The organism is Amazonocrinis nigriterrae CENA67 (assembly GCF_016056305.1).
Classification (GTDB): Bacteria; Cyanobacteriota; Cyanobacteriia; order Cyanobacteriales; family Nostocaceae; genus Amazonocrinis; species Amazonocrinis nigriterrae.
In genome coordinates, this window is record NZ_JAECZC010000034.1 from 35585 (window position 1) to 60533 (window position 24949).

The 24949-nt window shown below is 41.2% G+C and carries 20 protein-coding genes; 7 read left to right on the forward strand and 13 right to left on the reverse strand.

Annotated elements, in window-relative coordinates; translation table 11 throughout:
- Positions 1-440: 440 nt before the first annotated feature.
- From I8748_RS18010 to ileS, 7 genes are all read left to right on the forward strand, one after another.
- A complete protein-coding gene (locus I8748_RS18010) occupies positions 441-827 on the forward strand; it encodes a sugar ABC transporter permease (RefSeq protein ID WP_198125938.1) in 387 nt (128 codons plus the stop codon).
- 149 nt (positions 828-976) lie between these two features.
- Entirely contained in the window at positions 977-3091 is a 2115-nt protein-coding gene (locus I8748_RS18015; protein ID WP_198125939.1) for a caspase, EACC1-associated type, read from the forward strand.
- 103 nt (positions 3092-3194) lie between these two features.
- Positions 3195-3542 carry a diversity-generating retroelement protein Avd gene (gene avd / locus I8748_RS18020; protein ID WP_198125940.1) on the forward strand — a complete coding sequence of 116 codons (348 nt, stop codon included), beginning with the start codon at positions 3195-3197 and terminating at the stop codon, positions 3540-3542.
- Positions 3539-4600 carry an RNA-directed DNA polymerase gene (locus tag I8748_RS18025; RefSeq protein ID WP_198125961.1) on the forward strand — a complete coding sequence of 354 codons (1062 nt, stop codon included), beginning with the start codon at positions 3539-3541 and terminating at the stop codon, positions 4598-4600. The genes avd and I8748_RS18025 overlap by 4 nt, the downstream gene beginning before the upstream one ends.
- Positions 4601-4774, forward strand: coding sequence for an SUMF1/EgtB/PvdO family nonheme iron enzyme (locus I8748_RS18030; protein ID WP_198125962.1), 174 nt, complete (start codon positions 4601-4603; stop codon positions 4772-4774).
- Between the two features lie 90 nt (positions 4775-4864).
- Positions 4865-5287 carry a hypothetical protein gene (locus I8748_RS18035; RefSeq protein WP_198125941.1) on the forward strand — a complete coding sequence of 141 codons (423 nt, stop codon included), beginning with the start codon at positions 4865-4867 and terminating at the stop codon, positions 5285-5287.
- Between the two features lie 232 nt (positions 5288-5519).
- Positions 5520-8402 (forward strand): isoleucine--tRNA ligase, encoded by a 2883-nt coding sequence (gene ileS / locus I8748_RS18040; RefSeq protein WP_198125963.1) that lies wholly within the window; start codon positions 5520-5522, stop codon positions 8400-8402.
- A gap of 532 nt (positions 8403-8934) precedes the next feature.
- On the opposite strand, the gene I8748_RS18045 is transcribed toward ileS, so the two are convergent.
- From I8748_RS18045 to psbD, 13 genes are all read right to left on the reverse strand, one after another.
- Positions 8935-9819, reverse strand: coding sequence for a ParA family protein (locus I8748_RS18045; RefSeq protein ID WP_198125942.1), 885 nt, complete (start codon positions 9817-9819; stop codon positions 8935-8937).
- A 318-nt stretch (positions 9820-10137) separates the two neighbouring features.
- On the reverse strand, positions 10138-10440 hold the full coding sequence (locus I8748_RS18050; RefSeq protein ID WP_198125943.1) for a type II toxin-antitoxin system RelE/ParE family toxin: 303 nt from the start codon (positions 10438-10440) through the stop codon (positions 10138-10140).
- The gene (locus I8748_RS18055) at positions 10440-10706 is read right to left on the reverse strand and encodes a type II toxin-antitoxin system ParD family antitoxin (protein ID WP_198125944.1); all 267 of its coding nucleotides are present in this window, start codon (positions 10704-10706) and stop codon (positions 10440-10442) included. The genes I8748_RS18050 and I8748_RS18055 overlap by 1 nt, the downstream gene beginning before the upstream one ends.
- Positions 10707-10783: 77 nt before the next feature.
- Positions 10784-13366, reverse strand: a complete 2583-nt coding sequence (locus I8748_RS18060; RefSeq protein WP_198125945.1) for a DNA translocase FtsK — start codon at positions 13364-13366, stop codon at positions 10784-10786.
- Between the two features lie 29 nt (positions 13367-13395).
- Positions 13396-15495, reverse strand: coding sequence for a P-loop NTPase family protein (locus I8748_RS18065; RefSeq protein WP_198125946.1), 2100 nt, complete (start codon positions 15493-15495; stop codon positions 13396-13398).
- Between the two features lie 54 nt (positions 15496-15549).
- On the reverse strand, positions 15550-16383 hold the full coding sequence (locus I8748_RS18070; protein ID WP_198125947.1) for a transcription factor RcaD: 834 nt from the start codon (positions 16381-16383) through the stop codon (positions 15550-15552).
- 265 nt (positions 16384-16648) lie between these two features.
- On the reverse strand, positions 16649-18124 hold the full coding sequence (gatB, locus tag I8748_RS18075) for an Asp-tRNA(Asn)/Glu-tRNA(Gln) amidotransferase subunit GatB (protein ID WP_198125948.1): 1476 nt from the start codon (positions 18122-18124) through the stop codon (positions 16649-16651).
- Between the two features lie 154 nt (positions 18125-18278).
- A complete protein-coding gene (locus I8748_RS18080) occupies positions 18279-18986 on the reverse strand; it encodes a J domain-containing protein (RefSeq protein WP_198125949.1) in 708 nt (235 codons plus the stop codon).
- A gap of 16 nt (positions 18987-19002) precedes the next feature.
- Complete coding sequence (cysK, locus tag I8748_RS18085; RefSeq protein WP_198125950.1) at positions 19003-19965, reverse strand: cysteine synthase A; 963 nt, start codon at positions 19963-19965, stop codon at positions 19003-19005.
- A gap of 94 nt (positions 19966-20059) precedes the next feature.
- On the reverse strand, positions 20060-20497 hold the full coding sequence (locus I8748_RS18090) for an RrF2 family transcriptional regulator (RefSeq protein ID WP_198125951.1): 438 nt from the start codon (positions 20495-20497) through the stop codon (positions 20060-20062).
- Between the two features lie 315 nt (positions 20498-20812).
- Complete coding sequence (locus I8748_RS18095; protein ID WP_198125952.1) at positions 20813-22567, reverse strand: iron uptake porin; 1755 nt, start codon at positions 22565-22567, stop codon at positions 20813-20815.
- Between the two features lie 371 nt (positions 22568-22938).
- The gene (locus I8748_RS18100; RefSeq protein WP_198125953.1) at positions 22939-23220 is read right to left on the reverse strand and encodes a 4a-hydroxytetrahydrobiopterin dehydratase; all 282 of its coding nucleotides are present in this window, start codon (positions 23218-23220) and stop codon (positions 22939-22941) included.
- A 457-nt stretch (positions 23221-23677) separates the two neighbouring features.
- The gene (gene psbD, locus I8748_RS18105) at positions 23678-24733 is read right to left on the reverse strand and encodes a photosystem II D2 protein (photosystem q(a) protein) (RefSeq protein ID WP_198125954.1); all 1056 of its coding nucleotides are present in this window, start codon (positions 24731-24733) and stop codon (positions 23678-23680) included.
- Positions 24734-24949: the final 216 nt, after the last annotated feature.

Sequence of the window (24949 nt, forward strand, 5' to 3'; positions counted from 1 at the left end):
GTATCTTAGAACTTACGCACTCAGATCCCCCAACCCCCTTAAAAAGGGGAGCCAGTGCGATCTTGGGGGTTTCCCCCATGAGCAACTGGCGTGGCTTTAGACTTTCCCCCCTTTTTGGGGGGATCAGGGTTTCAGGCTTCAGTGCGTAAGTCCTATATCTGTCCCGCCTCGGAATTTATTCCGAGTTTAAGAGCGCAAGTCCTCTAGTGAGGACTCAAAAAGAAATTCATTCCAGTCCACTTAAGTGGACTTTGGCTATTAGCCTGGAACTTTAGTTCTAGGCGGGATATGGGTTCAGCATGAAAATTTTCGACAAAGTGTGTACACCGTAGGTTCATGTGGTAGAGAGACAAAACATAACTTTGGCGGGTAAGGTCTGAATTAACCAAAATAACCGATAGAATCGTTAAAAATGACTAAATCATACTTAAGCGATTCACATGGCAACGAAATCTAACGTTGAGGTGACGATTTCTCTGGTTGATCTGGGTTTAGATGATGAAGACTTGCAAGAACAAGTAGAAATTTTGCTACCCCAGTTAAAAGAAGTCGATGGCGTAGAAGATGCAAATTTAGTTCCAGTGGAAAACGCCCCCAAGGGTACAAAAAGTATTAGCGGCTTTGTGTGGGGTTTGATCAAGGCTAAAGCAGCTAATATCCCGGCTTTATTTAAATTTTTGAGCGATCGCTTTGGCAACAAACCAATTAAAATCGGGGTCAAGGCACCCGATGGTAGAGAATTGACTGTAGAAGCGAGTAGTCGAGAAGAGTTTGAATTTGCCTTACAGAAAGCACAGGATTTTTTAAACAATAAATCAAACGGCTAATACCATTTTGGATTTTGGATTTTGGATTTTGGATTGTGAAACTCAGTAGGGGCGGGTTCACCGAGATCATCATTAATCATTGATAAAATTTTTAAACCCGCCCCTACCAGTCTTGCATCTGTCGCAATCATTTTTAAAATTAGTGTCACATGGCGAAGCTAGCACTGCTAATTGGGATTAGTGAATATGATGAACCGACATTAACAGCGTTACCAAAAGCTGTAAATGATGTTGAGGCGATGCAGCGAGTTTTGGTAAACCCAGAAATGGGTGGTTTTGCTGCGGATGATGTGACGGTACTGGAAAATCCCGAACGGCAAGTTATGGAAGATGCTATTTATCAGTTGTATGATAATCGTCAAAAAGATGATTTGCTGCTTTTGTATTTTTCTGGTCATGGCGTGAAAGTAGAAAATGGTGACTTTTACTTTTCAACTCGCCGCACCCGAAAAAATCCCCAAGGAAACTTGATCCTCCCCTCAGCTGTAGCCGCTACAAATGTACATAATTGGATGAACAACACTAGGTCTAGGCGACTGGTGGTAATTTTAGATTGCTGCTTTAGTGGGGCTTTTGCTAGGGGTTTGACAGCTAAAGATGGCGGTACTATTGACTTGCAACAACATTTAGGAGGTGAAGGTAGAGCAATTCTTACTGCTTCTACTTCGATGCAATATGCTTTTGAGTCTGATGACTTAAACCTTTCAATTTACACTCATTATTTAGTAGAAGGGATTGAAAAAGGTGCAGCAGATAAAGACGGTGATGGTTTGATTTCGGTGGATGAGTTGCATAGCTATGCTAAAAGCAAAGTGCAAGAAGCAGCGCCGGCGATGACACCAGAATTTTATCCTGTTAAAGACGGTTATCGAATCTTTCTGGCGAAGTCGCCCAAGGATGACCCCAAACTGAAATATCGTCAGGAAGCTGAACAACGCGCCAAGCTAAATCAGGGTAGCTTTTCTGTATTTGCTCTTGAACTATTGGAATCTCAGCGGATTAAATGGGGATTATCACAAGATGAAGCAATAGCAATTCAAGAAGAAGTCTTACAACCTTATCGTGAATACCAGCGTAAACGAAATCAGTATGAACAAGCTTTGATTCTTGCAGTTAATCAAGAAACATATCCCTTTACTGAGGGAGTTCAACAGGATTTACAAGACTATCAACAACATTTAGCACTCAGGGATGAAGATATAGAACTAATAAAACAACGAGTGCTAGCCCCAAAGCAAGCTGAATATGAGCGCCAGCAACAGGAAGCTGAAAGATTACGCCAAGAATTAAAAACAGTTGAATCTCAAAGACAGCAAGAAAGAGAATCAGCTAAAACTGTTTTTCCTCCAAGTTTTCCAACTCAGACTTTTGAATTCGACACCGCTACCCTAACGGTAAAAAGCTCAGGATTTTTAGGTATCGGGAAAAAAACCTATGAAATTAACCGCAGTCAGGGACGCGCCGAATTTTTTATAGAAGACCTTGGTAATGGTGTTGTTCTAGAGATGGTTGCAATTCCTGGCGGTAAATTTTTGATGGGTTCGCCAGAAAATGAGCCAGAACGATATTCTTTTGAAAGTCCACAGCACACCGTCACCATTCAACCCTTTTTCATGGGTAAATTTCCTGTCACTCAAAGCCAATGGGCTGCTGTAGCTGCTCTTGGTAAAGTGAATATTGATTTAGATCGCGATCCATCTTATTTTAAAGGAGCGAATCGACCTGTTGAAAGCGTTTCTTTGAATCAGGCAGTTGAATTTTGTCATCGACTTTCTCAAAAGACTGGGGAAATCTATCGTCTACCCAGTGAGGCAGAATGGGAATATGCTTGTCGTGCAGGCACAACTACCCCGTTTTATTTTGGTGAAACAATTACAACAGATTTGGCGAATTATCGAGGTACTGACTGGGATTATCAGGGAAAAGTATACCCAGGTAATTATGCTCAAGGGCCTAAAGGTGAATATCGTGAGCAAACAACAGATGTAGGAAAATTTCCTGCCAACCCCTTTGGTTTATTTGATATGCATGGTAATATATGGGAGTGGTGTCAGGATGAGTGGCACAACAATTATAATAATGCTCCAGTAGACGGTACTGCTTGGTCTATTGATAATAGTAGCAATAATAACAGACTGCTGCGTGGTGGTTCGTGGGACTTCAATCCGTGGGGTTGCCGCTCGGCGAACCGCTTCTATAACGCGCGTGTCAATAGGAGCCTCAACGTGGGTTTTCGGGTTGTGGTGGTGCGGCGCAGCACTTAGTAGCCCTCTATGCTTTTGCTCTTTAGCACTCTGCTCTTCTTCTCTTTTCCCTTCTTAGCCCTTTCGCGCTTCGCGCGATCAAATATTTTTTATTTTTCATCGGATGAGTGATTTACCCATCATACAAAAAACTTACGATTTAATCAAGTGGTACGTGCCAATTTTAAACCGCCTTCCCAGAAATCATAGGTTTTTACTAGGTAATCGCATTATTACAGAACTATACGAAGTACTAGATATTCTCATCACAGCACGGTACGCTAAACATAAACTAACTCAATTAGAATCTTTGAATAGTAGGCTAGACATCTTGCGTTATCAAACTCGCCTACTTTTAGATTTTAACTTAATTAAAACTGAGCGTTATGAATATGCCCAAAAGCTGTTAAATGATATTGGTAACGATTTGGGTGGATGGATAAAACAACAAAAAAAACAGACGAATGGATGAAAAGATATGGCAACCTTTGGAATGAAATTATAGCATTTAATAATTTACTATCAGCTGCTCAACAAGCACAACGGGGTAAACGTTTCCGAGACAATGTTTTAGTGTTCAACTACAATCTAGAAAAAGAGCTATTTCAACTACAAGAAGAATTACAGTCAAAAAGATACTGTCCAGGAACATACACCACATTTCAAATTTATGAACCCAAACCGCGAATGATTTCAGCGGCTCCTTATCGTGACAGAGTTGTACATCATGCTCTGTGTAATATACTTGTTCCCATATTTGAACGCACATTTATTAGTGACTCCTACGCCAATCGTGTTGGTTTTGGCTCTCATCGCGCCTTGCACCGCTTTACTAAATTTTGCCGTTCGAGTCGTTATGTTTTGCAAGCTGATATTCGTAAATATTTTCCTAGTATCGACCATGAAATTTTGAAATCAATCATATATCGAAAAATAAAATGTCCAGATACACTCTGGCTGATTAACACTATTATTGATCATAGCAATCCCCAAGAACCAGTCCTTAACTACTTTCCACTGGATGATTTACTAACGCCCTTGCAAAGACGATGTGGCTTACCAATCGGTAATCTAACCAGTCAATTCTTTGCTAATGTGTATCTCAATAACTTTGATCATTTTATTAAAGAACAAATTAAAGCATCTCGATATATTCGTTATGTTGACGATTTTGCCTTATTTTCAAATGATCAAGTGTTTTTAGAAGCTGCCAAAAATAAAATAGAAGAATATCTGAGCAGTTTAAGACTGAAAATTCATCCGATAAAAAGCCAATTATTTGAAACAAAACACGGAGCTAATTTTGTCGGATTTCGCATCTTACCAAACCAGATTCGTATACGCAGTGACAATCTACGTATGGCTAGAAAAAGATTACGGCAAATGCTCTTAGACTGTCATGAAGGCAAAATTGAACCCCAAAAATTAGCCCAATCAATACAGAGTTGGGTTGCCCATTTAAAGCATGGTGATACATGGCAATTACGCCAGCAAATATTTAGCAGTTTATTGTGTGACTTACCGTGTTAAATTGAAAAATGGGTTAAGCGATACCGACTGCTGCGTGGTGGTTCGTGGAACAACAATCCGAGGAATTGCCGCTCGGCGAACCGCAACTATAACGCGCGTGACAATAGGAACAACAACGTGGGTTTTCGGGTTGTGGTGGTGCGGCGCAGTACTCTTTTGTGTCAGAACTGGTAAATGGGAATTTATCGGGAGTACCAAAAAAGAGTCCAGGCTTAATCCAGTGAGGTTGATGAAGCCTCCAAATATCAAACCGAGTCGGATAGCTTGGTAGGCTGCAAAGTCGAACAGTTATCCGATTTATCTGATTTTAAGGCTGAATTTGCAAGCGATCGCAACACACCTGATCAAAAATTGCCAAATCACAAAGTTCTGATAGATGTAAATCAAGTCAAGCGCGACGTAAATCAAGTCAAGGACGACGTACATAAAGTCAAGCGCGACGTAAATCAAGTCAAGGACGACGTAAATAAAGTCAAGCACGACGTAAATAAAGTCAAGGGCGACGTAAATAAAGTCAAGCGCGACGTAAATAAAGTCAGCTTCAATCTTCTTTACAAAACTCTAATTATCGGCAAGATTACCAGCACAAAAAAACATTGCATCAGATTTTATGCTACAATATGCTACAAAAGCAGCATCCCACCACATCCTCAACAAACTGAGATGAGTGGGATGCATTACCATTGAAAAGACGGCGTTGCATAAATGCGGGATGAATTTAGATGCTTAACCAAAGTGAAAGATTAATTTTTCGAGCCTTTGCGCCTTTGCGCCTTTGCGTGAAACAAAATTCATCCCATTAATCAGCAAAGCCGAAAAGACTGAAATTGCGACTAGAAACGCAATCAAGTTGAAGACATTGGAAATTCTCACAGATAATAGTGAGAATCAGACTTCTATATTCCCTAACATTAGCACCGTGACAGAAACAGGAAGCTACAAAGATACTGTAAATTTACCTAAGACTAGCTTTGATATGCGGGCGAACGCCATCAAGCGCGAACCCGAAATCCAGAAGTTTTGGGAAGAAAATCAAATTTACGATCGCCTGTCCCAAGAAAATCCAGGCGAATTATTTATACTGCACGATGGGCCTCCCTACGCAAATGGCTCACTTCATCTTGGTCATGCTTTAAATAAAATTCTCAAAGATATTATTAATCGCTACCAACTGCTAAAAGGGCGTAAGGTGCGCTATGTTCCTGGTTGGGACTGTCATGGTTTGCCAATTGAATTGAAAGTTTTGCAGAACATGAAATCAGCAGAACGGCAAAACTTGACACCTTTACAACTGCGGCAAAAAGCCAAAGAATTTGCATTGGCGACGGTAAATGACCAGCGTCAAGGCTTTAAACGCTTTGGTGTTTGGGGTGATTGGGATAATCCTTATTTAACACTAAAGCCGGAATACGAAGCGGCGCAAATTGGCGTATTCGGGCAAATGGTGTTAAAAGGTTATATCTATCGCGGTTTAAAGCCTGTTCACTGGAGTCCCAGTTCTAAAACGGCTTTGGCGGAAGCTGAGTTGGAATATCCTGAAGGTCACACTTCCCGGAGTATTTATGCTGCTTTTGCGGTGACGAGTCTTTCTGAGGCGGTGAAGCCTCTGTTGGCGGAGTATTTGCCAGATTTGGCTGTGGCTATCTGGACGACTACGCCTTGGACTATTCCAGGGAATTTGGCGGTGGCGGTGAATGCTGACCTTGATTATGCGGTGGTGGAAATCTCACGCAGAGACGCAGAGGCGCGGAGTAGTTTTAAGTACTTGATTGTGGCGGCTGAGTTGGTGGAGAGGTTATCTGCTACTCTGGGGGTTGAGTTAGGTGTCAAAGCTACTTTCAAGGGTAAGGATTTAGAACATATCACTTATCTTCATCCTTTGTATGACCGTGAAAGTCCGGTGGTAGTTGGTGGTGATTATATCACTACTGAGTCTGGTACTGGGTTGGTACATACTGCTCCAGGTCATGGTCAAGAAGATTACATTGTGGGTCAGCGTTACGGTTTGTCTATCCTTGCGCCTGTGGATGACAATGGCGATTTTACTCAGGAGGCGGGACGGTTTGCTGGGTTGAATGTGTTGGGTGATGGAAATCAAGCGGTAATTGATGCACTTACTGAAGAGGGTTCGCTGTTGAAGGAAGAACCTTATCAACACAAGTACCCCTACGACTGGCGGACGAAAAAGCCAACGATTTTCCGCGCTACTGAACAATGGTTTGCTTCGGTGGAGGGATTTCGGGAAGAAGCTTTAAAAGCGATCGCTACTGTAAAATGGTTTCCAGCCCAAGGTGAAAATCGCATCACGCCAATGGTGGCGGAACGTTCTGATTGGTGTATCTCTCGTCAACGGGTTTGGGGTGTACCGATTCCTGTATTCTACGATGAAGCAACGGGAGAACCGCTACTAAATGCGGAAACTATTGCCCATGTGCAAGGAATTATCGCCGAAAAAGGTTCCGATGCTTGGTGGGAACTTTCAACAGAAGAATTATTACCAGAATCCTATCGCCATAACGGTCGGTCTTACCGCAGAGGTACAGATACAATGGATGTGTGGTTCGATTCTGGCTCATCTTGGGCAGCTGTAGTTAAGCAACGTCCAGAGTTACGCTATCCCGCCGATATTTATTTGGAAGGTTCCGACCAACATCGCGGTTGGTTCCAGTCTAGTTTGCTCACCAGTGTAGCGGTAAATGGCATTGCCCCTTACAAAACTGTGTTAACTCACGGTTTTACTTTGGACGAACAAGGGCGCAAGATGAGTAAATCTCTGGGGAATGTCGTTGAACCAGCCATTGTGATTTCTGGCGGTAAAGACCAGAAAAAAGAACCCGCCTATGGTGCAGATGTGTTGCGGTTGTGGGTGTCTTCTGTAGATTATACCTCCGACATGCGTTTGGGTAGCAACATCATCAAGCAATTAAACGATATCAGAGGCAAGATTCGCAATACAGCGCGGTTCTTGTTGGGTAGCTTGCATGATTTCGACCCCGAAAAGGATACAGTACCTTTCGAGGAATTGCCAGAACTCGATAAATACATGCTGCACCGCATCAAAGAAGTGTTTGAAGAAGTGACGGAAGCCTTTGACAGTTTCCAATTCTTCCGCTTTTTCCAAACAGTGCAGAATTTCTGTGTGGTGGATTTATCCAACTTTTATTTAGACGTTGCCAAAGATAGATTGTACATCAGTGCAGTTGATGCTTTCCGCCGCCGCAGTTGTCAAACTGTGCTGAAGATAGCTTTAGAAAATTTAGCACGAGCGATCGCACCTGTGTTGTGTCACATGGCGGAGGATATCTGGCAATATCTGCCTTATAAAACACCATACAAATCGGTGTTTGAGTCCGGTTGGGTGCAGCTTGAGGAAAAATGGCATAATCCAGAGTTAGCGGAATTTTGGCAACAAGTCCGGCAAATTCGTACTGAGGTTAACAAGGTATTAGAACAAGCCAGAATAGAAAAGTTAATTGGTTCTTCACTGGAAGCAAAAGTGCTGCTCTATATAAATGATGAGCAGTTACGCACCTCAGTAAAAGCCCTGAATCCAGACAAAGGTAACGGTATCGATGAACTCCGCTATTTATTCCTCACCTCCCAAGTAGAATTATTAGATTCTGCTGAAAAACTGCAAGAAGTTAAATACAACTTGCAGTCAGACAGTTGGGGAATTGGGGTAGTGAATGCAGAAGGGGAAAAATGCGATCGCTGCTGGAACTACTCCACCCATGTGGGAGAATCAGCAGAGCATCCTTTAATTTGCGAACGCTGCGTTGCAGCCTTAGCAGGCGAGTTTTAAAAGTTAGGAGTTAGGAGTTATGAGTTAGGAGTTAGGAGTTAGGAGTTATGAGTTAGGAGTTAGGAGTTAGGAGTTATGAGTTAAAAATTCATAATTAACAATTCATAACTCTTCATATCAAGTCTGCTTGATTACTTATTAAACCCACTCAACCCCACCCCGCTAAAGCTACGCTTTTGCTCACCTCCCCGTTCACGGGGCTATCCATTACCCGGATCTTTCTCAACATTTGTGAGAGTATTCACTCACTTTTTTTCTAACCCTTATTAGTTCGTCGTTAATTCTCAATAAAAACGCAGTTTTAGCGAGAATAATAAGCGCGAATTTGTCAAGTATGTCTAATCCCTCAGTTGATAGGATGGTTATAAAACAAGGGTTTCAAGATTGTAAAGAAAGATGTAACTAATGGATAGGTTCACGGGGAGAGGTTGAGGGTGGGGTCAATTACTCTGAGAATCATAACTAATTAACCGGACTTGGTATAACTCCTAACTCCCAACTCTTAACTCCTAACTCCCAACTCCTAACTGTATTAAAGTTTTTGTAACAACTCTTGAGTTAACTGATTAAAAGCTTTAGAACCGGCTGATTGAGGAGCATTTAAAACAACAGGCATAAAACTATCAACAGCCTTAGCAACATTTACATCAACCGGTATCTGTGCCTTACAAATTTTTTCCACACCAAAATCTTCAACAACACGGTGCATCACTTGTTTGTAGTATCTGCCATTTAACAAATTAGAACTAGCCATACTAAATACAATTCCCAACATTTTGATATCTATCTTCGCTTCTTGTTCATGACTGTCTTTTAATCGTGCAATGCGTCTTTCTAGCAATTGAATACCCACTATAGATAAAGGTTCAGGTTTTGCCGGCAGGATGTAGAAATCACTAGCAGCCAAAGCACTACGAGTTAAAAGATTATAGCCAGGCGCACAATCTAAAAGAATAAAATCATACTCTTCGCGAACAGGTTTCAAGATATTATTTATCAAAACTCTTTCAAACCGATTCCAAACAGTTTCAAAATCCTGTTCACCCAAAGCAGTGGCTTGTTGATGCAGCATTTCTGACACCACAAATTCATCATACAAGTCGATATCACCCGGCAATAAATTCAACCCCGGAAGATTACAAATCTGAGATTCGATAATCTCCTGAATCGTCATTTGACCTTGTGTCCCAGGAATAATAACTTCATCTATCAAATATCTAAACGTCTTACTTTGTTTGCGACGCTTAGCAAACTCCAAAGGCGACATCAGACTCAGCGTGGCACTAATTTGGCTATCTAAATCAAGCACCAGCACCCGTTTCCCGTGATTTTTTGCCAAACAAGTAGCTAAATTAACAGTGATGGTAGTTTTGCCGACACCACCTTTCATATTTGCAGTAGCAATTACATATCCCATTGGTTCATTCCTCTGATGACGCATTCCCATCTAGGTAGCGTACACCCATAGTAAACATTTAAAACTTCCACTAAATTTAATATTTTCCGGAACCTCAAAGAGTCAGGACTGATGGAACTGGCGCAAAAGTATAGATGCGGAATTTGATACCACTTCACGAAATACCTAATTTAGTAGAGACGTTCCGCTGGAACGTCTCTACAGGCGATTCATGTGTTGCAGATATTTTTGGAAATAGTATAAGTAAAATTGTCTACAAGCCCATCTTTACTATCGTGGAAGCGTCGAAGTCAAAACTTTGTTTTGACAACTTAAAATCTACTCATCATCCACATCTGCAAATATAGATTCTAAATTCCGATAACCGCTAACGACCCGCACAATTACAACACTATCTTCAAAAACTTGATAAAAAATAATGTAGCCATCCAACGGTATTCCTCTCAGCTTGGGGTCAAACTGGGCAGAACTTCGTCCTATGTTCGGGAATTGAGCTATGTTTTGACATTTCTTATTAAATTCTCGAATAAATCTTTCCCCAGCGTTGATATTGCGACCTAAAAAATAATCCAAAATCTCATCTAAATCTTCACTTGCTTCCTTAGCAATAAAGTATTCCATTATCCTTGAGTTTCACGGGCTTTACGTAATTTTTCCTCTAGTCGTGTCATCACCACTTCAGCATCTACTACGTCTTTTCGTTCTACAGAAGCAAGCCCAGCAGCCAGTTTTTTCTTAGTTTCTTCCTCCCATTCCTGATAGCCCTTTTCCCATTCCTCCAGCAATTTCAATGCTTTAACAATCACATCTTCAGCATTTTCATATCTCCCTGTAGCAATTCGGGCTTGTATAAATTGCTCGTATTTTCCTTGAAGTTGGATGTTCATGAGTTAATTATATTGAATAAGCTGATCAGCGTTACTTCCTCGATTCAGGCAATCAGATTATAGCAATTTGGGTTAGTCTAAGTTGACGGTATGCGGATATTTATTGCTAACAAACTTTGTAAGCGATGCAGTTGAGCGCCGATTTGGTACAATAAATCACCTTTGCCTAACAGATAAGCAGCGGCTGTTTGTGTACCACCCAAAACAATTTTTGAATCTGCTTCGCTAGCAGTTCGTAAAGCAACTCGTCCTGGTAAATTTGAGCGAATAATCGGTGTCACAACTTTTGCCTCTGGGCGTTGAGTAGCAATAATTAAATGAATACCAGCTGCTCGTGCCATTGCTCCCAAGCGCTTTATACTTTGTTCTAATATTATACGGATTTCTTTTTCTGCCATAAAATCGGCATATTCATCAAATATGCAAACAATACGAGGTAAAGGCTTGGAAGAACGTTGATTGTAAGTGCTTAAATCAGCACAACCAGCTTTTTCAAACTGCTGGTAACGCGACTCCATTTCTATGACTAATTCTTCCATGAGTTCGGTAGCGCGATCGCTATCTTTAACCACCGATGAATATAACCAACGCATATGTTCAAACTCTGGAAACGTCACTCGCTTGGGATCAACCAGAGCGATTTTTAAGTTTTGTGGAGCGTGGCGATAGAGTAAACTAAGGAGGAGCGATCGCAAAAACTCACTTTTACCACTACCAGTAGTACCACCAACCAAAAAGTGACAAGTATTCGGATCAGATAAATCAGCCTCTAGCAACTGTCCCTCTAAATTAACTCCAATTGCAATTTTGACAGGTGCGGTTGGAGGTAAAAATTGTGGCTGAATATATTTTTCAAAACTAGCAATTTGCCTATCCAAACGAGGTAAATCAATACTGACATAACCAGCCTGCGGTGCAATTAGAGGCGGATTAGCTAAGCCTAATTGTACTTGTAAATCATTAGACAAACGCAGAATTGAATTAACACTCACACCGAGATGTGGCTTCAATTTGACTCGGATAAAAGCTGGCCCAACAGCAGCGCCTTGATAATCAACTTTGATTTTAAAAGATTGCAAAGTAGCAGCTAACTCTTCCCCGATGACATCAGCTTCGGGTGATGGCGAATTAGGTTTTGTAGATTCCTCACCCCTTTCTAAAGGAGGTTGGGGAGGTTCGACGCGGGTATCAACAAAAAAAGTTTGACACTTTTGCTGCTGCGGACAAATTTCGCACAAATGAAGCTGAGTTGTTGGTGGTGGCGGGTTGGGATGAGGTGGTTCCCAAGTTAGCCATTGCTGCATCTGTAGTAGTTTGTAGGGAATCAACTGATGCACCGCATTTTCTAGCTGTTCCCAAGAATAATGATATTCTTTAAACTCTGGCAAAACACAGTAAACTGCTGAGTCCACAGCTACCTTTTTATTTTGCCATAGCATATAACTATAAAGCGCAATTTGGGCTAATTGCGCTGATGGATCTACAGGCTGATAAGTTTTAAATTCAACTACACAAAGACGCTTTAATTCAAAATTGAAGATTAAGCAATCAAATTCACCTCCTACCCTTTGCTGTGTTCCGTCGGGTAGATTAAAGTAATATTCAATGCTACGTTCTTCACAGACAAAGGTGTTACTAATAACTGTTTCTGCACTGCAATAGCGCCTATTGATTACCAGTAATTCTACAAAGCGTTTGATTAGTCCTTGTAATCCTTGCCAAACTTGGAGTAAAGCTGATGCTTTGCTTGCATCTTTTTTAATTATTGCTTGCAAATAAGGATAAAATTTTAATTGATAAAATAACTGTTGCATTTTAGAGGAAATATCCTCTACATTTAAATTTGATGCAGCTAGCTGAAAACAACTTTTAAATTGTGGTTCAGCAATAGCTAGGCTGACAAATTCGTCAGCTAAATGATGAAAAGCGTTACCAACACCTACAGCAGTATTTGGTGGAAAAAATATGGCTTTGTCCCCAAACTGATGATTGAGGTAGAACAGACGGGGACACTCAAAAGCAACTCTGACTTTAGTAACTGTTAAAGATGAATTTTCAGATTTATTGGTTGACTGCTTTGAGTTATTTTTTAACATATCAAAAATATTATTTATAGTATTGGGGTTAGAAATTTCCAGTAAGCGGCGATGCACAGCAGCCAGATAAACTGTATCCATCGCAGCGTATTTTAGCTGCTTATTACTTAGAGGACGCTTTCCCCAGTCACTTCTTCCTTCTTCTGCATCTACATTGGTAAATTGACAGAGTTCTGCTGCTAAGGTTTTAAGTTTTAAGTTAGAAACTTGTAGGCGTTGACGAGTAATTTTTCTGGCAAGCTGTAAAGTACAGGTGACATTCTTAGCTAGTTGTCCTCCTAAATACTTCAGGTCAAAACTAGCATTGTGAAAGACTTTTTCAATTTGAGGATTAACCATGATTTGGTTAATAAAATATGTTGCCAAATCATATTGATTAAGTACGTCAAGAATGTAAGCAAATGTATCTGTTGAGTCTATTGGTTCAACCAATACCTGAATCAGTGATAGTTTTGGTGAGGAAGTAAAGCAATTAGCAACTTCAGTATCTAACCACAGCGTTTTAGCTATTACTAATTTAGATATTAAACTTTTAATTTCTGTTGCTTCTGTAAGGTAGTGCATTGAGTAAAATTAACCGATAATACGGATAATTAGGCGATAAAACAAATTAATTGGTCTTGCAATTTATCTTTTGGATTAATAATTTTTACTTTCTTCTCTTCACACAATAGTTTAATCAAGAGTTTAACATCAGTTTCTTTAACAGCAGGAAACTGGACAGAAGACTGTGTAATTAAAGTTGGTACTCCCATAAAGCCTTGAGTTTTGATGAGATTTAACAAAAAATCTTTAACTGGTCGTAAATCTTCTTTTTTACCATTTCCATTATCTTCGTTAGGTTTTTGTTTTGTAACAATTCCTAAATCCTGCAATAAAATACAATTATCCAAAATTTTTGATTCACACATTAAAGATTGTAGCTTGTTTAAAGTAATAGTCTTACCTGCAATAACTAATTCCTGAGCAAGTGCAGAATTAACCAAACTATGGTAAGTTGCTAAATAGTAAACAGCAGTTAAATTTGGTCGAATATGGATATGATTAGTAGCAGTAAAAATCTGTTGATAGATTTGATAACCTTTGAGCTTTGGTTCTCCCACTCTTCCTAAGCGAATTAAGTACAAACGTTGGCATAGATTTTGCTGAATAACTTTTTGGCAAGCATTCATTATATTGAAGAAGCCATTCATGCTTGCATCTTCTGTCCAGACTACCCCTATTTTGTCTCGCTTACCCGGCTGTTGATAACTCAAAGAATAGCTTGCATATGCTCCAGGAATGAGTTTAGGTTTAATTGCATCTACTTGTGATATCTCTAAAGCTTCTTGAAGCATTCGTATGAGGTCAGGTGCAGCTAAAAAAGATATTTTACTTATCTTAGACTGAATTTTTGTATACTCTTGCTGCCAAATTAATTGAAATTCAGCCTTTTCTCTTTCGTGAGGATCAATAGGTTTAGAAATTTCCTTTTTTGGTATTTTAATCTCTAACGTCTTACTTTCATTTTTTGACTGTTCTCCTCTTGGTGTTTGTATATTAATCACTACAGTTTCATCTAAAAGCGAAACTTTATATTTTTGATACTCCAATCTACCAAGAATCAAAGCATTTCGTGGCATAGTTTTACCACCAGGAAAATTTTCCTCTAACAATTGTCTCTTTAAGGGAAAAATAGGTGAATCAGGCTGAGATTCAGCTTCCTGATGTAGTGGTTTTAATCGATAAGACCAAAGTGCTTCTGCTTGGTTTAAATTGATATATTTTAATGATACTTGTCGCTCAATTCTAGCTCTATCTGATTGTTGAATGTTGTGATAACACTGCTTCCAATAACTTGTACCTATAGTTAAGATAATTAAGAAATTTTTGAGATTCTCATTGTGAATAGTAGTATTAATGTTAAATATAGGTTGAGGATTAGAAATCCAATTTGGCAAAGTTTCAACCTGGTCAAAACATAGGACGATCGGTTGAGTTTCAATAGAAATTCTGCCAAAATTTGCTAAAATATTTTTAGCTGCATCCTCTGAATTAATACAGTGTTTAACTCTTAAAGCTTGCATTGATTCCTCACTCAAATCATCTCCTCTTAACCACTCACAAGCTATAGAATAATTCTCTGGATCTGTGAGTTCATACAGTACTCCAAAAAATACATCAGGATTGTAAATACTTACTTGTTGATAATTACTCTTGAGATGTTTAATAAACTTTTGGCGGTCATTTAACAATAATTTCCAGAAACTTTCATTAAAAATTCGTTTTTTTAGACTGCTTTTCGTGAAAGCAGATAAGCTTTTCAGCCACAGAATTAACTGGGACTCTTGTTGTCCATCTGGTATTTGAATTAAACTATCGACTGTATTACGTAGCACATGACGCCACATATAATCATTATCGACCCAAGGCCCTATATAAGCAAAAAAAGCTTTTGAGTTAAAGGTGCGTTTTAGTCTACCTAAAATATAGCTTTTCCCAGAACCAGAATCACCCACAAGTAAAACTGTACGACTACAGTTATCTCTAATTACTAAATTGAGAAATCCTTCAATTTCCGTTATCGCCTCTTGATGAATAGACTCAACCACAGAGTCTAATTCTTGATGTTGACTCCAAAAATTACCTACTTTCAAATTTACCAGGTCAAACGGATTAACCTCGCGTTTAATAATGTCGTTGATAGATGCCATAATTAATGAGAGTGAATGAGCAAAGTTATTTTGGCAAAAAGACTCTAAGTATTGTTAGTTCACACTGATAAAGAACAGCGAACCACCTACATTTTGTGAAATTCCCGCATCAATTTGTTCTGTAGTGTAGGGTGTCGGATCTAATAGAGAACTGAAATCAATCTGATCATCTTTTTGCAAACGATACAAAGCCTGATCTAATTCATCCCTTAACAGAGGCGGTTGTAACTTTTGCCGTAGATGGAAAATGGGTAAATAATTATCTGTACCTAATTCTCGGTCTAGTTTTTCAATAATTTCTAAAATTTCTTCATCACTGATTTTTCCGTCAGTGATATTCACGCTGGGTAGTGGAGTAGAAATTGTCTGTGGCTGAACCCGCAAGGTTTTGCGTAAAAACCGCAAGTAATTATTTAGTAAATCTAGGGTAATGTTTGCCTTACCTTGAGGATCATAATCATCCCGTAAATACTCAACTCCTCTTTGAGTCAGCCAAACCTCAACTTTATTCCTAGCTTTTTTGATTTCCGGTTCAATCAAACCCCGTTCAGTTAGGGTTTTCAATATTGCCTCTTTATCAGCAGCTTTCAGCGATGAAATCTTGATGTTGCTGGGTGTAATTTTACCTGAAGCTTGACTAACCTTCTCCAGCACCTTGAGTTCTTTCTCTGTGATAGGTAACTCGCCTGAGCCAAGTTTCAAAAGCGCTTGTCCAGCAGGTAAAATCTTGACTGCCGCAACCTCACGCGAATAGTCTACCAGTTCGCGATCGCCTAAATTCTGCAAAATCTTGTCCCTACCTCTAGTACTGCTGAAAGCACTCAGACTTGCTCGATAATTGGGAAATCCTAATAACTTTAACAGGAACTTTAACTCATCAGTATCCATACTGTAATGCTTCTATTTGCTTTAGCACTACTTTAACTTGTAAAGCAATAATTTACACACTTTATTTAACATAGCTACACTTAACCCCAGTCATTTACGACCTCTATTCAGTATTTTTACCCAGTCCTTTCTGCAAACCCTATTTATTTTTGCGTTCTTCCTTTGCGTCTCTGCGCCTTTGCGTGAGACAAAAAAATGGGCAATTCATAAAATTGCCCACAAAATTCAACAACTGAAATCGAAATAACTTATCTCTTCAACTTCCCTAACTATTCAGCTTCTTCTCCACCAACTCATTAGTTAGTTTCGGATCAGCACGTTTACTAGTCTTTTTCAGAACTTGTCCCACAAAGAAACCCTTGAGATTAACATTACCGTTGCGATACTTTTCTAATTCTTTGGGATTAGCAGCAATCACTTCATCAATAATCGGTTCCAACACCGTAGGATCAGTAATTAACTCTTGTCCAGCAAAAGCTTTTTCAGGAGAAACCCCCGTCAGTAAATCTGCTAACTTTTCTTTCGCTTGGGCGTTACTGATTTTACCCTTTTCAATGCGAGTGATCACATCAGCCAGATTCGCAGGAGTTAGCGCAATTTCAGTAATATTAAGCTTTTGCTTATTGAGATATGCCGCAATATCTTGAGTAATCCAGTTAGCAGCAGCTTTCGGATTTGCTCCGGCTGCGATCGCTCCCTCAAAATACTCAGCTACGGCACGCTCTTCTGTCAACACCCGCGCATCATAAGGCGAAAGCCCCAATTCACTTTCATAATGATGGCGTTTTTGGGCTGGTAATTCTGGTAATTGACTGCGCCACTTATCTAATTGTTCGCTTGACACCTCAATGGGTGCTAAATCTGGTTCGGGGAAATAGCGATAATCGCTAGAACCTTCCTTAACCCGCATACTAATTGTGCGTTGCGAACCTTCTTCCCACAACCGAGTTTCTTGTATAATACGCTCGCCTGCTTCAATAGCTGCAATTTGCCGTTCAATTTCGTACTCTATAGCTCGTTGAATGGCACTAAACGAGTTCATGTTTTTAATTTCTACCTTAGTGCCAAACTCTTTTTGTCCCACCGGACGCACAGAAATATTGACATCACAACGCAGAGAACCTTCTTGCATGTTGCCATCACTGACACCGATATAGCGGACAATGCGGCGTAACTCTTCGGCATATTCAGCAGCTTCTTGTCCGGAACGCAAATCTGGTTCTGAGACAATTTCCACCAGCGGTACACCTGCGCGGTTGTAGTCTACCAAAGAATAAGTAGAACCAGACAAGCGATCGCTACCTGCGTGGACAAGTTTGCCTGCATCCTCTTCCATGTGCAAACGCGTGATCCCAATGCGTTTGCGAACAGGATTACCATCAGCATCGACTAACTCAATTTCTAACCAGCCATGTTCCGCAATCGGTAGGTCATATTGAGAAATTTGGTAGTTTTTGGGTAAATCAGGATAAAAATACTGTTTACGGTCAAATTTGCTATATTTAGCGATTTGGCAATTCAGCGCCAAACCCGCCTTGACAGCATACTCTAGTACTTTTTGGTTCAGTACAGGTAAAACCCCAGGTAAACCCATACACACCGGGTCAATATTAGTATTCGGGTCAGCACCGAATGCTGTGGAACTGTTGGAGAAAATCTTAGTATTGGTACTCAGCTGACAATGGGTTTCTAAACCAATAATCGCTTCGTACTTGGTTTTAACGGTAGTAGCAGAAGTCATATCACTATTTTGGCATAATCCTTATTTAGAGTACTATTCTAGCGGTGTCCTGAGTTGGCAGGGGTGCAGGGGAGATGGGGAGCAGGGGTGCAGGGGAGATTGGGGAGATTGGGGAGATTGGGGATAAAAACAACTGACAACTGACAACTAACAACTAACTCTTAACCGAAGCCTGCGCTTCACAGTGCAATCTTGTCGCTATGCGGAACATTTCTTGACCTGTGTGTAAATAACGTTCATCGTAGTTTAAGGGAAAGTAACCCAACTCATCCAATCCATCTCCTACTTGACTGAGGCTGTAGTAAAGATGAGCCGCTGTTCTCGCCAGACTGGGGGGATTTGGTAGAGAACGAAAAGTAATTTGTGCCTGCTTGAGGTCTTCTCGACAGGTTTTTAAGTATTCTTGAAATTGGTCTAATAATTCATCGTCAAAGGGATCGGCGGCTAATTCATCCATTTGTTCTTCTAGGGAATAGAGAATGTTACAAAGCAAGCGGTTGACTGGTTGATAAACTCGCCGCAGCCATTCCTCGATTTGCTCGTCTGCATCCTTTCCTGTTTGCCTTCTTGCTTGGTGATGCTTTTGAGCGGATGCTGTACGTTGTTGACGGCGATCGCTATTTAATCTATTAGAGCCATTCCGCAGTTGTTGGTCGTAACTATGGCGATTTTGACTGTCGCCTAAAACTTCGTATGCAGCATTAATCCTGATAATCTGTTCGTTATCCGCTGTATCCTGATTGCTATCAGGATGAAATAATTTTACCAAGCGGCGATAAGCTTGCTTGATCTCCGCTTGGCTGGCATTGGGACTAACTTTGAGTGTGTCGTAGTGGTTAAAATTTTGTTTAGAATCGACCATTCATCCAAATTTATCGTTAGCTGACGCTAGCGGCTACCTTTGCTTCCAGGTCTTGGAACAACGGTGTACTCAAATACCTTTCTCCAAAACTGGGTTGAATCATCACAATTAAGCATCCCTGATTTTCTTTGCGTTGGGCAACGCGAATGGCGGCACATAAAGCTGCTCCGGTAGAAATACCAGATAGTAGTCCTTCTTCTCTTGCCAAACGCCGACTGTAAGCGATCGCTTCTTCATCGGTGACGCTAATCACTTCATCGATCATTTTCATATTTAGCACTTGGGGAATAAAGCCAGCGCCAATTCCCTGGATTTTGTGCGGCCCCGGTCGTCCCCCAGATAAAACTGGGCTATTGGCTGGTTCGACTGCGATCGCCTTAAAGCTCGGCTTGCGTGCTTTAATCACTTCTGCTACACCTGTGATCGTACCACCTGTACCAACTCCTGCTACAATCATGTCAACTTTACCATCGGTATCTTCCCAGATTTCAACAGCTGTGGTTTCACGATGTACTTGTGCATTAGCTGGGTTGCGGAATTGTTGCAACATATAGGCATCTGGCGTATTGTCCACTATTTCCTGCGCCCGTCGAATTGCCCCACTCATGCCTTCGATTCCGGGTGTGAGTTCTAGTTCCGCTCCATAGGCTCGTAACATTGCTCGTCGTTCGCCACTCATCGTCTCTGGCATTGTCAAAATTAAACGATAACCTTTAGCAGCAGCTGCCATTGCTAAAGCAATTCCTGTATTGCCAGAGGTCGGTTCTACTAATACTGTTTTTTTAGGAGTGATTAACCCCTCCTCTTCTGCGGCGTTAATCATGCTTACCCCAATCCGGTCTTTAACTGATGCCGATGGGTTCATGCTTTCCAGTTTCACGACAATCTCAGCCACACATCCTTCTTCTTGAGGGATACGGCTCAATTGCACCAAAGGTGTACGACCAACAAGTTCTGTAATATTACGAGCAATCCGCATAATTACTCCTTAGTTAATAGGAATTAGTCAACAGTCAACAGTAGTCATTGAACAACTGACAACTGACAACTGACAACTGACAACTGACAAAGTACTAAATGTAGTACATAACATCTAACTGCTGTCGGGAATTTCGTTTTTCACACAAATCCTGAAGCGTGTATTTTTGCAACACTGAATTTGCTGCCTGACAAGCTTCTAGCCAGATTTCATCCACAACAGCACTATCTAAATTTTTGCGGTTAATGGGTTCCTCACATGGCCTAACATCTAACCCTTCCAAACATTCTATAACTTGTAAAAGGGTGATTTTCCAAGGTTCCCGCGATAACAAGTAACCACCTTTTGAGCCGCGTTGACTCTTAACTATACCCGCACGCCTCAATGTTGCCAGTAGCTGTTCGAGATAGCGATCAGGTATATTTTGTTGTGCGGCAATTTGTCGAATTTGCATCGGTTCGCCGCTTTCGTAATGAGTCCCCATCTCTAACAAGGCAAGAAGAGCGTATTCAGATTTACATGATAGTTCCACAGGCAGTAATAAGTAATTAAGTAATAAGTTAGGAGTTAGGAGTTAGAAGTTAAAAATTAGGTTGTGAATGCGTGCTATTTTATACTGTTAAATTTATAAAAAACTCGCTTAGAAAAAGTCACTCCTGGGAAAGTTAGAAGTTTCTAATTCTTAACTCAGCACTATTAACTCTTAACTCTTAACTTCTAACTCCTAACTTTTCTAGTATACTCCGGTTCTTTACTGGGGTTTTTTATGATTTCTATCAAAAATAAAAAGCCCCGCCATCAGGCGGGGAGGAATTAAGCTTAAAATTGTTAAGTGAGTTGTAAGGCTCTAGAAGGTAAAGGTTGTTCTGAGGGTACCAATAATTGCATCATCGTTATCGCTGTTTTGACCAGGAGAAGTCAAGTAGATAACGCCTGGGGTGATTGAAACGTTATCAGATACGCGATACTTGTAGAAGCCTTCAATTTGGTATGGTACATCTCCACCATTTCTGCCGGTAAAGCCTGGACGGTTAAGAGCATAGGGAACTGCACCAGCAAAAATACCTAATACGTTACCCTTCTTACCAAAATCAGGTAAAGCTACACCAGCACCGTAAGACCAAGCTTCATAGTCGTTACCAGAACCTGAGGGGGTGACATCATGGTAAGATACGAAGCCACTAATTGACAATTTGTCGCTGGGTCGGAATGCTGCGGATATACCGTAAGAATTACTTGAAGTTGGGGTATCCAGCCTATTAGCTGCTTCAGTACCTACTAGAGGAAGGTTATTACCATTGAAACCACCTGCATCAAATAGAGAACTACCTTGACCATTGTATCCGTGGACGTAGGTTGCAGCTAAGGCGATGCGATCGCCAACACTAAAGTTCAACTGTCCTAATGCAGCATAGTTACCATCGAACAAACCTGCACCATCAGCAGGATTATTAGCTTCTGATGCCAAGTAACCTACGGTGAGAGAGCTTGGTCTGAGGATACCGCCGCCTTGACCAAATGGTATATTCAGCGCTAGACCAGCACCGCCACCAATACGGTAGATGGGGTTTTCTGAAGAGAAGGTAGACAACGCGCCATTACCGCCGTCAGTTTTGTCAAAGAAGTAGGGGTTGTTAACAGCAGCATATTGACTGTGTTGTCCGCCAGCCGCAGCAAGGTAAACTTGGGCTGGGCCAATGGGAACTTCATAGGTCAACCTGTCTATCTTGATGCTGTTGTTGGTTGAGCCACCATTGACTTGAAATGTTTGTAAGCCTTCGCCATCAGCAGCGGTGTTGATCTGACCGCCAGCACCGTCTTGGATGTTAAAGGGAGTTGTATTACTAGCAGCCAGACGGGTGGTCAACACGTCTCTACCAGTGAAGCTGGTTTGCAAACCTAGACGAACTCTGTCTTGGAAGACGGTATTGTTGGTGTCACCTGTGTCACTGCCAAAGGCGTCAGTCACTGCAAAAACAGCTTCACCGACTAGTTTGGTGGTAGTCGAGAACTGGTTTGCTTCCAATTCAGCAGTACGAGCTTCTAAAGAATCTACACGACCGCGTAGTGTTGCTAGTTCTGCGGAAAATTCTTCTTGTAACCGCTGTAAAGTTGCTAAGTCTTGTTTAGTTACCAAGTCGGCTGTGGCTGTGGCAATCAATTCGTTAACCCGATCCAAACAAGCATTTAAACCAGCAGCAAATTCGTAACGGGTCAAAGCACGGTTCCCACGGTAGACGCCACTGGGATACCCTGCAATACAACCATAACGCTCAACCAAGGACTGCAATGCTTGGAATGCCCAATCTGTTGGTTGCACATCGGAGAACTGAGACACTGATGTGACTTGAGACACAGAATTGTTTTGTGTGCCTTCCTTGCTGTAACGGTTAACTTGATCTAAAACTGCGGCGTCGTTGGATGCTGGAGCTGCTTGAGCCAAAATTTGTGGTGTTTGGGCAACTTCTGTTGCGGCTGTTTTTTCAGCTGCTGCTACTTCCTTGGTGGCATTTGGAGCCGCCATTGCTGTTGCTGAAACTAGTAACGTTGCTCCCAAAACTGCTGGGCTAACCGCTAGGGTTTTCCACAATAGATTAGACATTTTTCCTTTTCTCCTCACACCTTGTATAGATAATTGTTTTTGCTGCACCTATTCTCACGAATGCGACATCATGTTGAAATCTATCAATGAGCGCTAGCTGCTACTATTACAATTTTAGTTTTTGCAAAGCTAATAACCGATTAATTTCATGTTAAAAATCCATGTGATTATCTTATGCAAAAACATAGCTTTATAGCATATCATTATAAAGCATTTAAAGCAGATGGCAATATAGCAGCGATCGCCTGATTAACTGTCACATGGAATCACCTACATATTTCAAGTAGGACTAGGTTTTCAGGTACTTATTAGTCCTTATCCATTTCAACTAGGGAAAACACAGATAATGACAGCTGATTACAATAAATCTTTTAATTGATTTGCGAAATTACCGCTGCTACATCAAAGTCCTTTTGTGTCAACCCACCTGCGTCATGAGTAGTCAGTGAAATTTTCACTTTGTTATAAGAAATCTCTATATCTGGATGATGTCCTGCTGCTTCGGCAGGTTCCACCAGCTTATTAACAAATTCAATTGCTGCAATAAAGTCTGGGAATTTGCGAGTAGTCTGTAACTTAGATCCTTCTACTGTCCAACCTGAAAGACTGCTGGTCTGTTCTTGAATTTGTGCATCACTCAGTAGTTGCGCCATACCACAGAATCTTTGTTTTAAAACTAAAGTTACCCATAAAAACTATCCGCTCTGATTTGGATCAGTTGATCTAAATCAGAGCGGTCTAGCGGGTCTTCAGGTTGCAACCAGACTGCCGGAAGGAACTCCGAGCTTTAGCCTAGCTAATTGAGCTAACTTAGTATCTCAAGGATAACTAAGGCTAACTTCTAGAGAACAGCCCCGGCGCACAGCCGGCTAACTGCAACCTGATGACCCATGCTTTTACTACTTTCTATCATGGGCATCACCTCCTTGTTGCCTAAGCGGTCTTAGTTTCAAAAAGGCGGAGTATTTTGACTCCGGGTTGTTGACCTTGAATCAATATAACACACTTTATTTGATATTTAGAACAATTGACTAAAAATAGAAAATCCTCCGCTAAATTGCGGAGGATCACTGGAGAATCATCAATGATGAAATCCTAGTTAATTAAGCCTTAGAGAGCGTTACCACGTGGTAGTACCTCTTCAGGGAATACAAATTGTTCGTGAGGCTGGTCTTGAGGAGCCATCCAAGCGCGGATACCCTCGTTCAGCAAAATGTTTTTGGTATAGAAGGTTTCAAATTCTGGGTCTTCTGCTGCCCGCAATTCTTGGGACACGAAGTCATACGCCCGTAGGTTGAGTGCCAAACCGACAATACCTACAGACGCCATCCACAAGCCTGTAACTGGCACAAACAACATGAAGAAGTGCAGCCAACGCTTGTTGGAGAAAGCAATACCGAAAATCTGTGACCAGAAACGGTTTGCTGTCACCATGGAGTAGGTTTCTTCGGACTGGGTAGGATTGAAAGCGCGGAAGGTGTTGGAGCCTTCACCGTCTTCAAACAAAGTGTTTTCTACGGTTGCACCGTGAATCGCACACAACAGCGCACCACCCAATACCCCAGCTACACCCATCATGTGGAAGGGGTTGAGTGTCCAGTTGTGGAACCCTTGTAGGAACAGCAAGAAGCGGAAAATCGCTGCTACTCCGAAGCTGGGTGCAAAGAACCAAGAAGATTGTCCCAAGGGGTACATCAAGAAGACGCTGACAAATACTGCAATGGGAGCAGAGAATGCCAAAGCGTTGTATGGACGGATGCCTACTAGACGGGCAATTTCAAATTGCCGCAACATGAAGCCGATTAAAGCAAAGGCTCCGTGTAGGGCTACGAATGGCCACAATCCGCCCAATTGACACCAACGAGTGAAGTCGCCTTGAGCTTCTGGGCCCCACAGCAACAGCAATGAGTGACCCATGCTGTCCGCGGGTGATGATACTGCTACTGTTAAAAAGTTACAGCCTTCTAAGTATGATGACGCTAACCCGTGGGTGTACCAAGAGGTGACGAATGTTGTACCGGTTAGCCAACCGCCTAATGCTAGGAAAGCGCAGGGGAATAGTAAGATCCCTGACCAGCCTACGAACACGAAGCGATCGCGCTTCAACCAGTCGTCTAATACGTCAAACCACCCTCTACTGGGGGCGCGTCCAACTGCGATGGTCATTAGAGCAAATCTCCAAAATTTTATAAGTACATGCTTACCTATAGAGGTGCATTTTATAGCCGCCTATAGGCAGAAAATTAACTAGATTGTCAATCTAGTTTACAATTTTTTACCGACTCTAATAATTCTAAGTGTAAATCGCTAATTTTTCCAGTGGATTATTAGTTGTATTTAAAAATTAAATACAGAAATGGGGAATGGGGAATGGGGAATGGG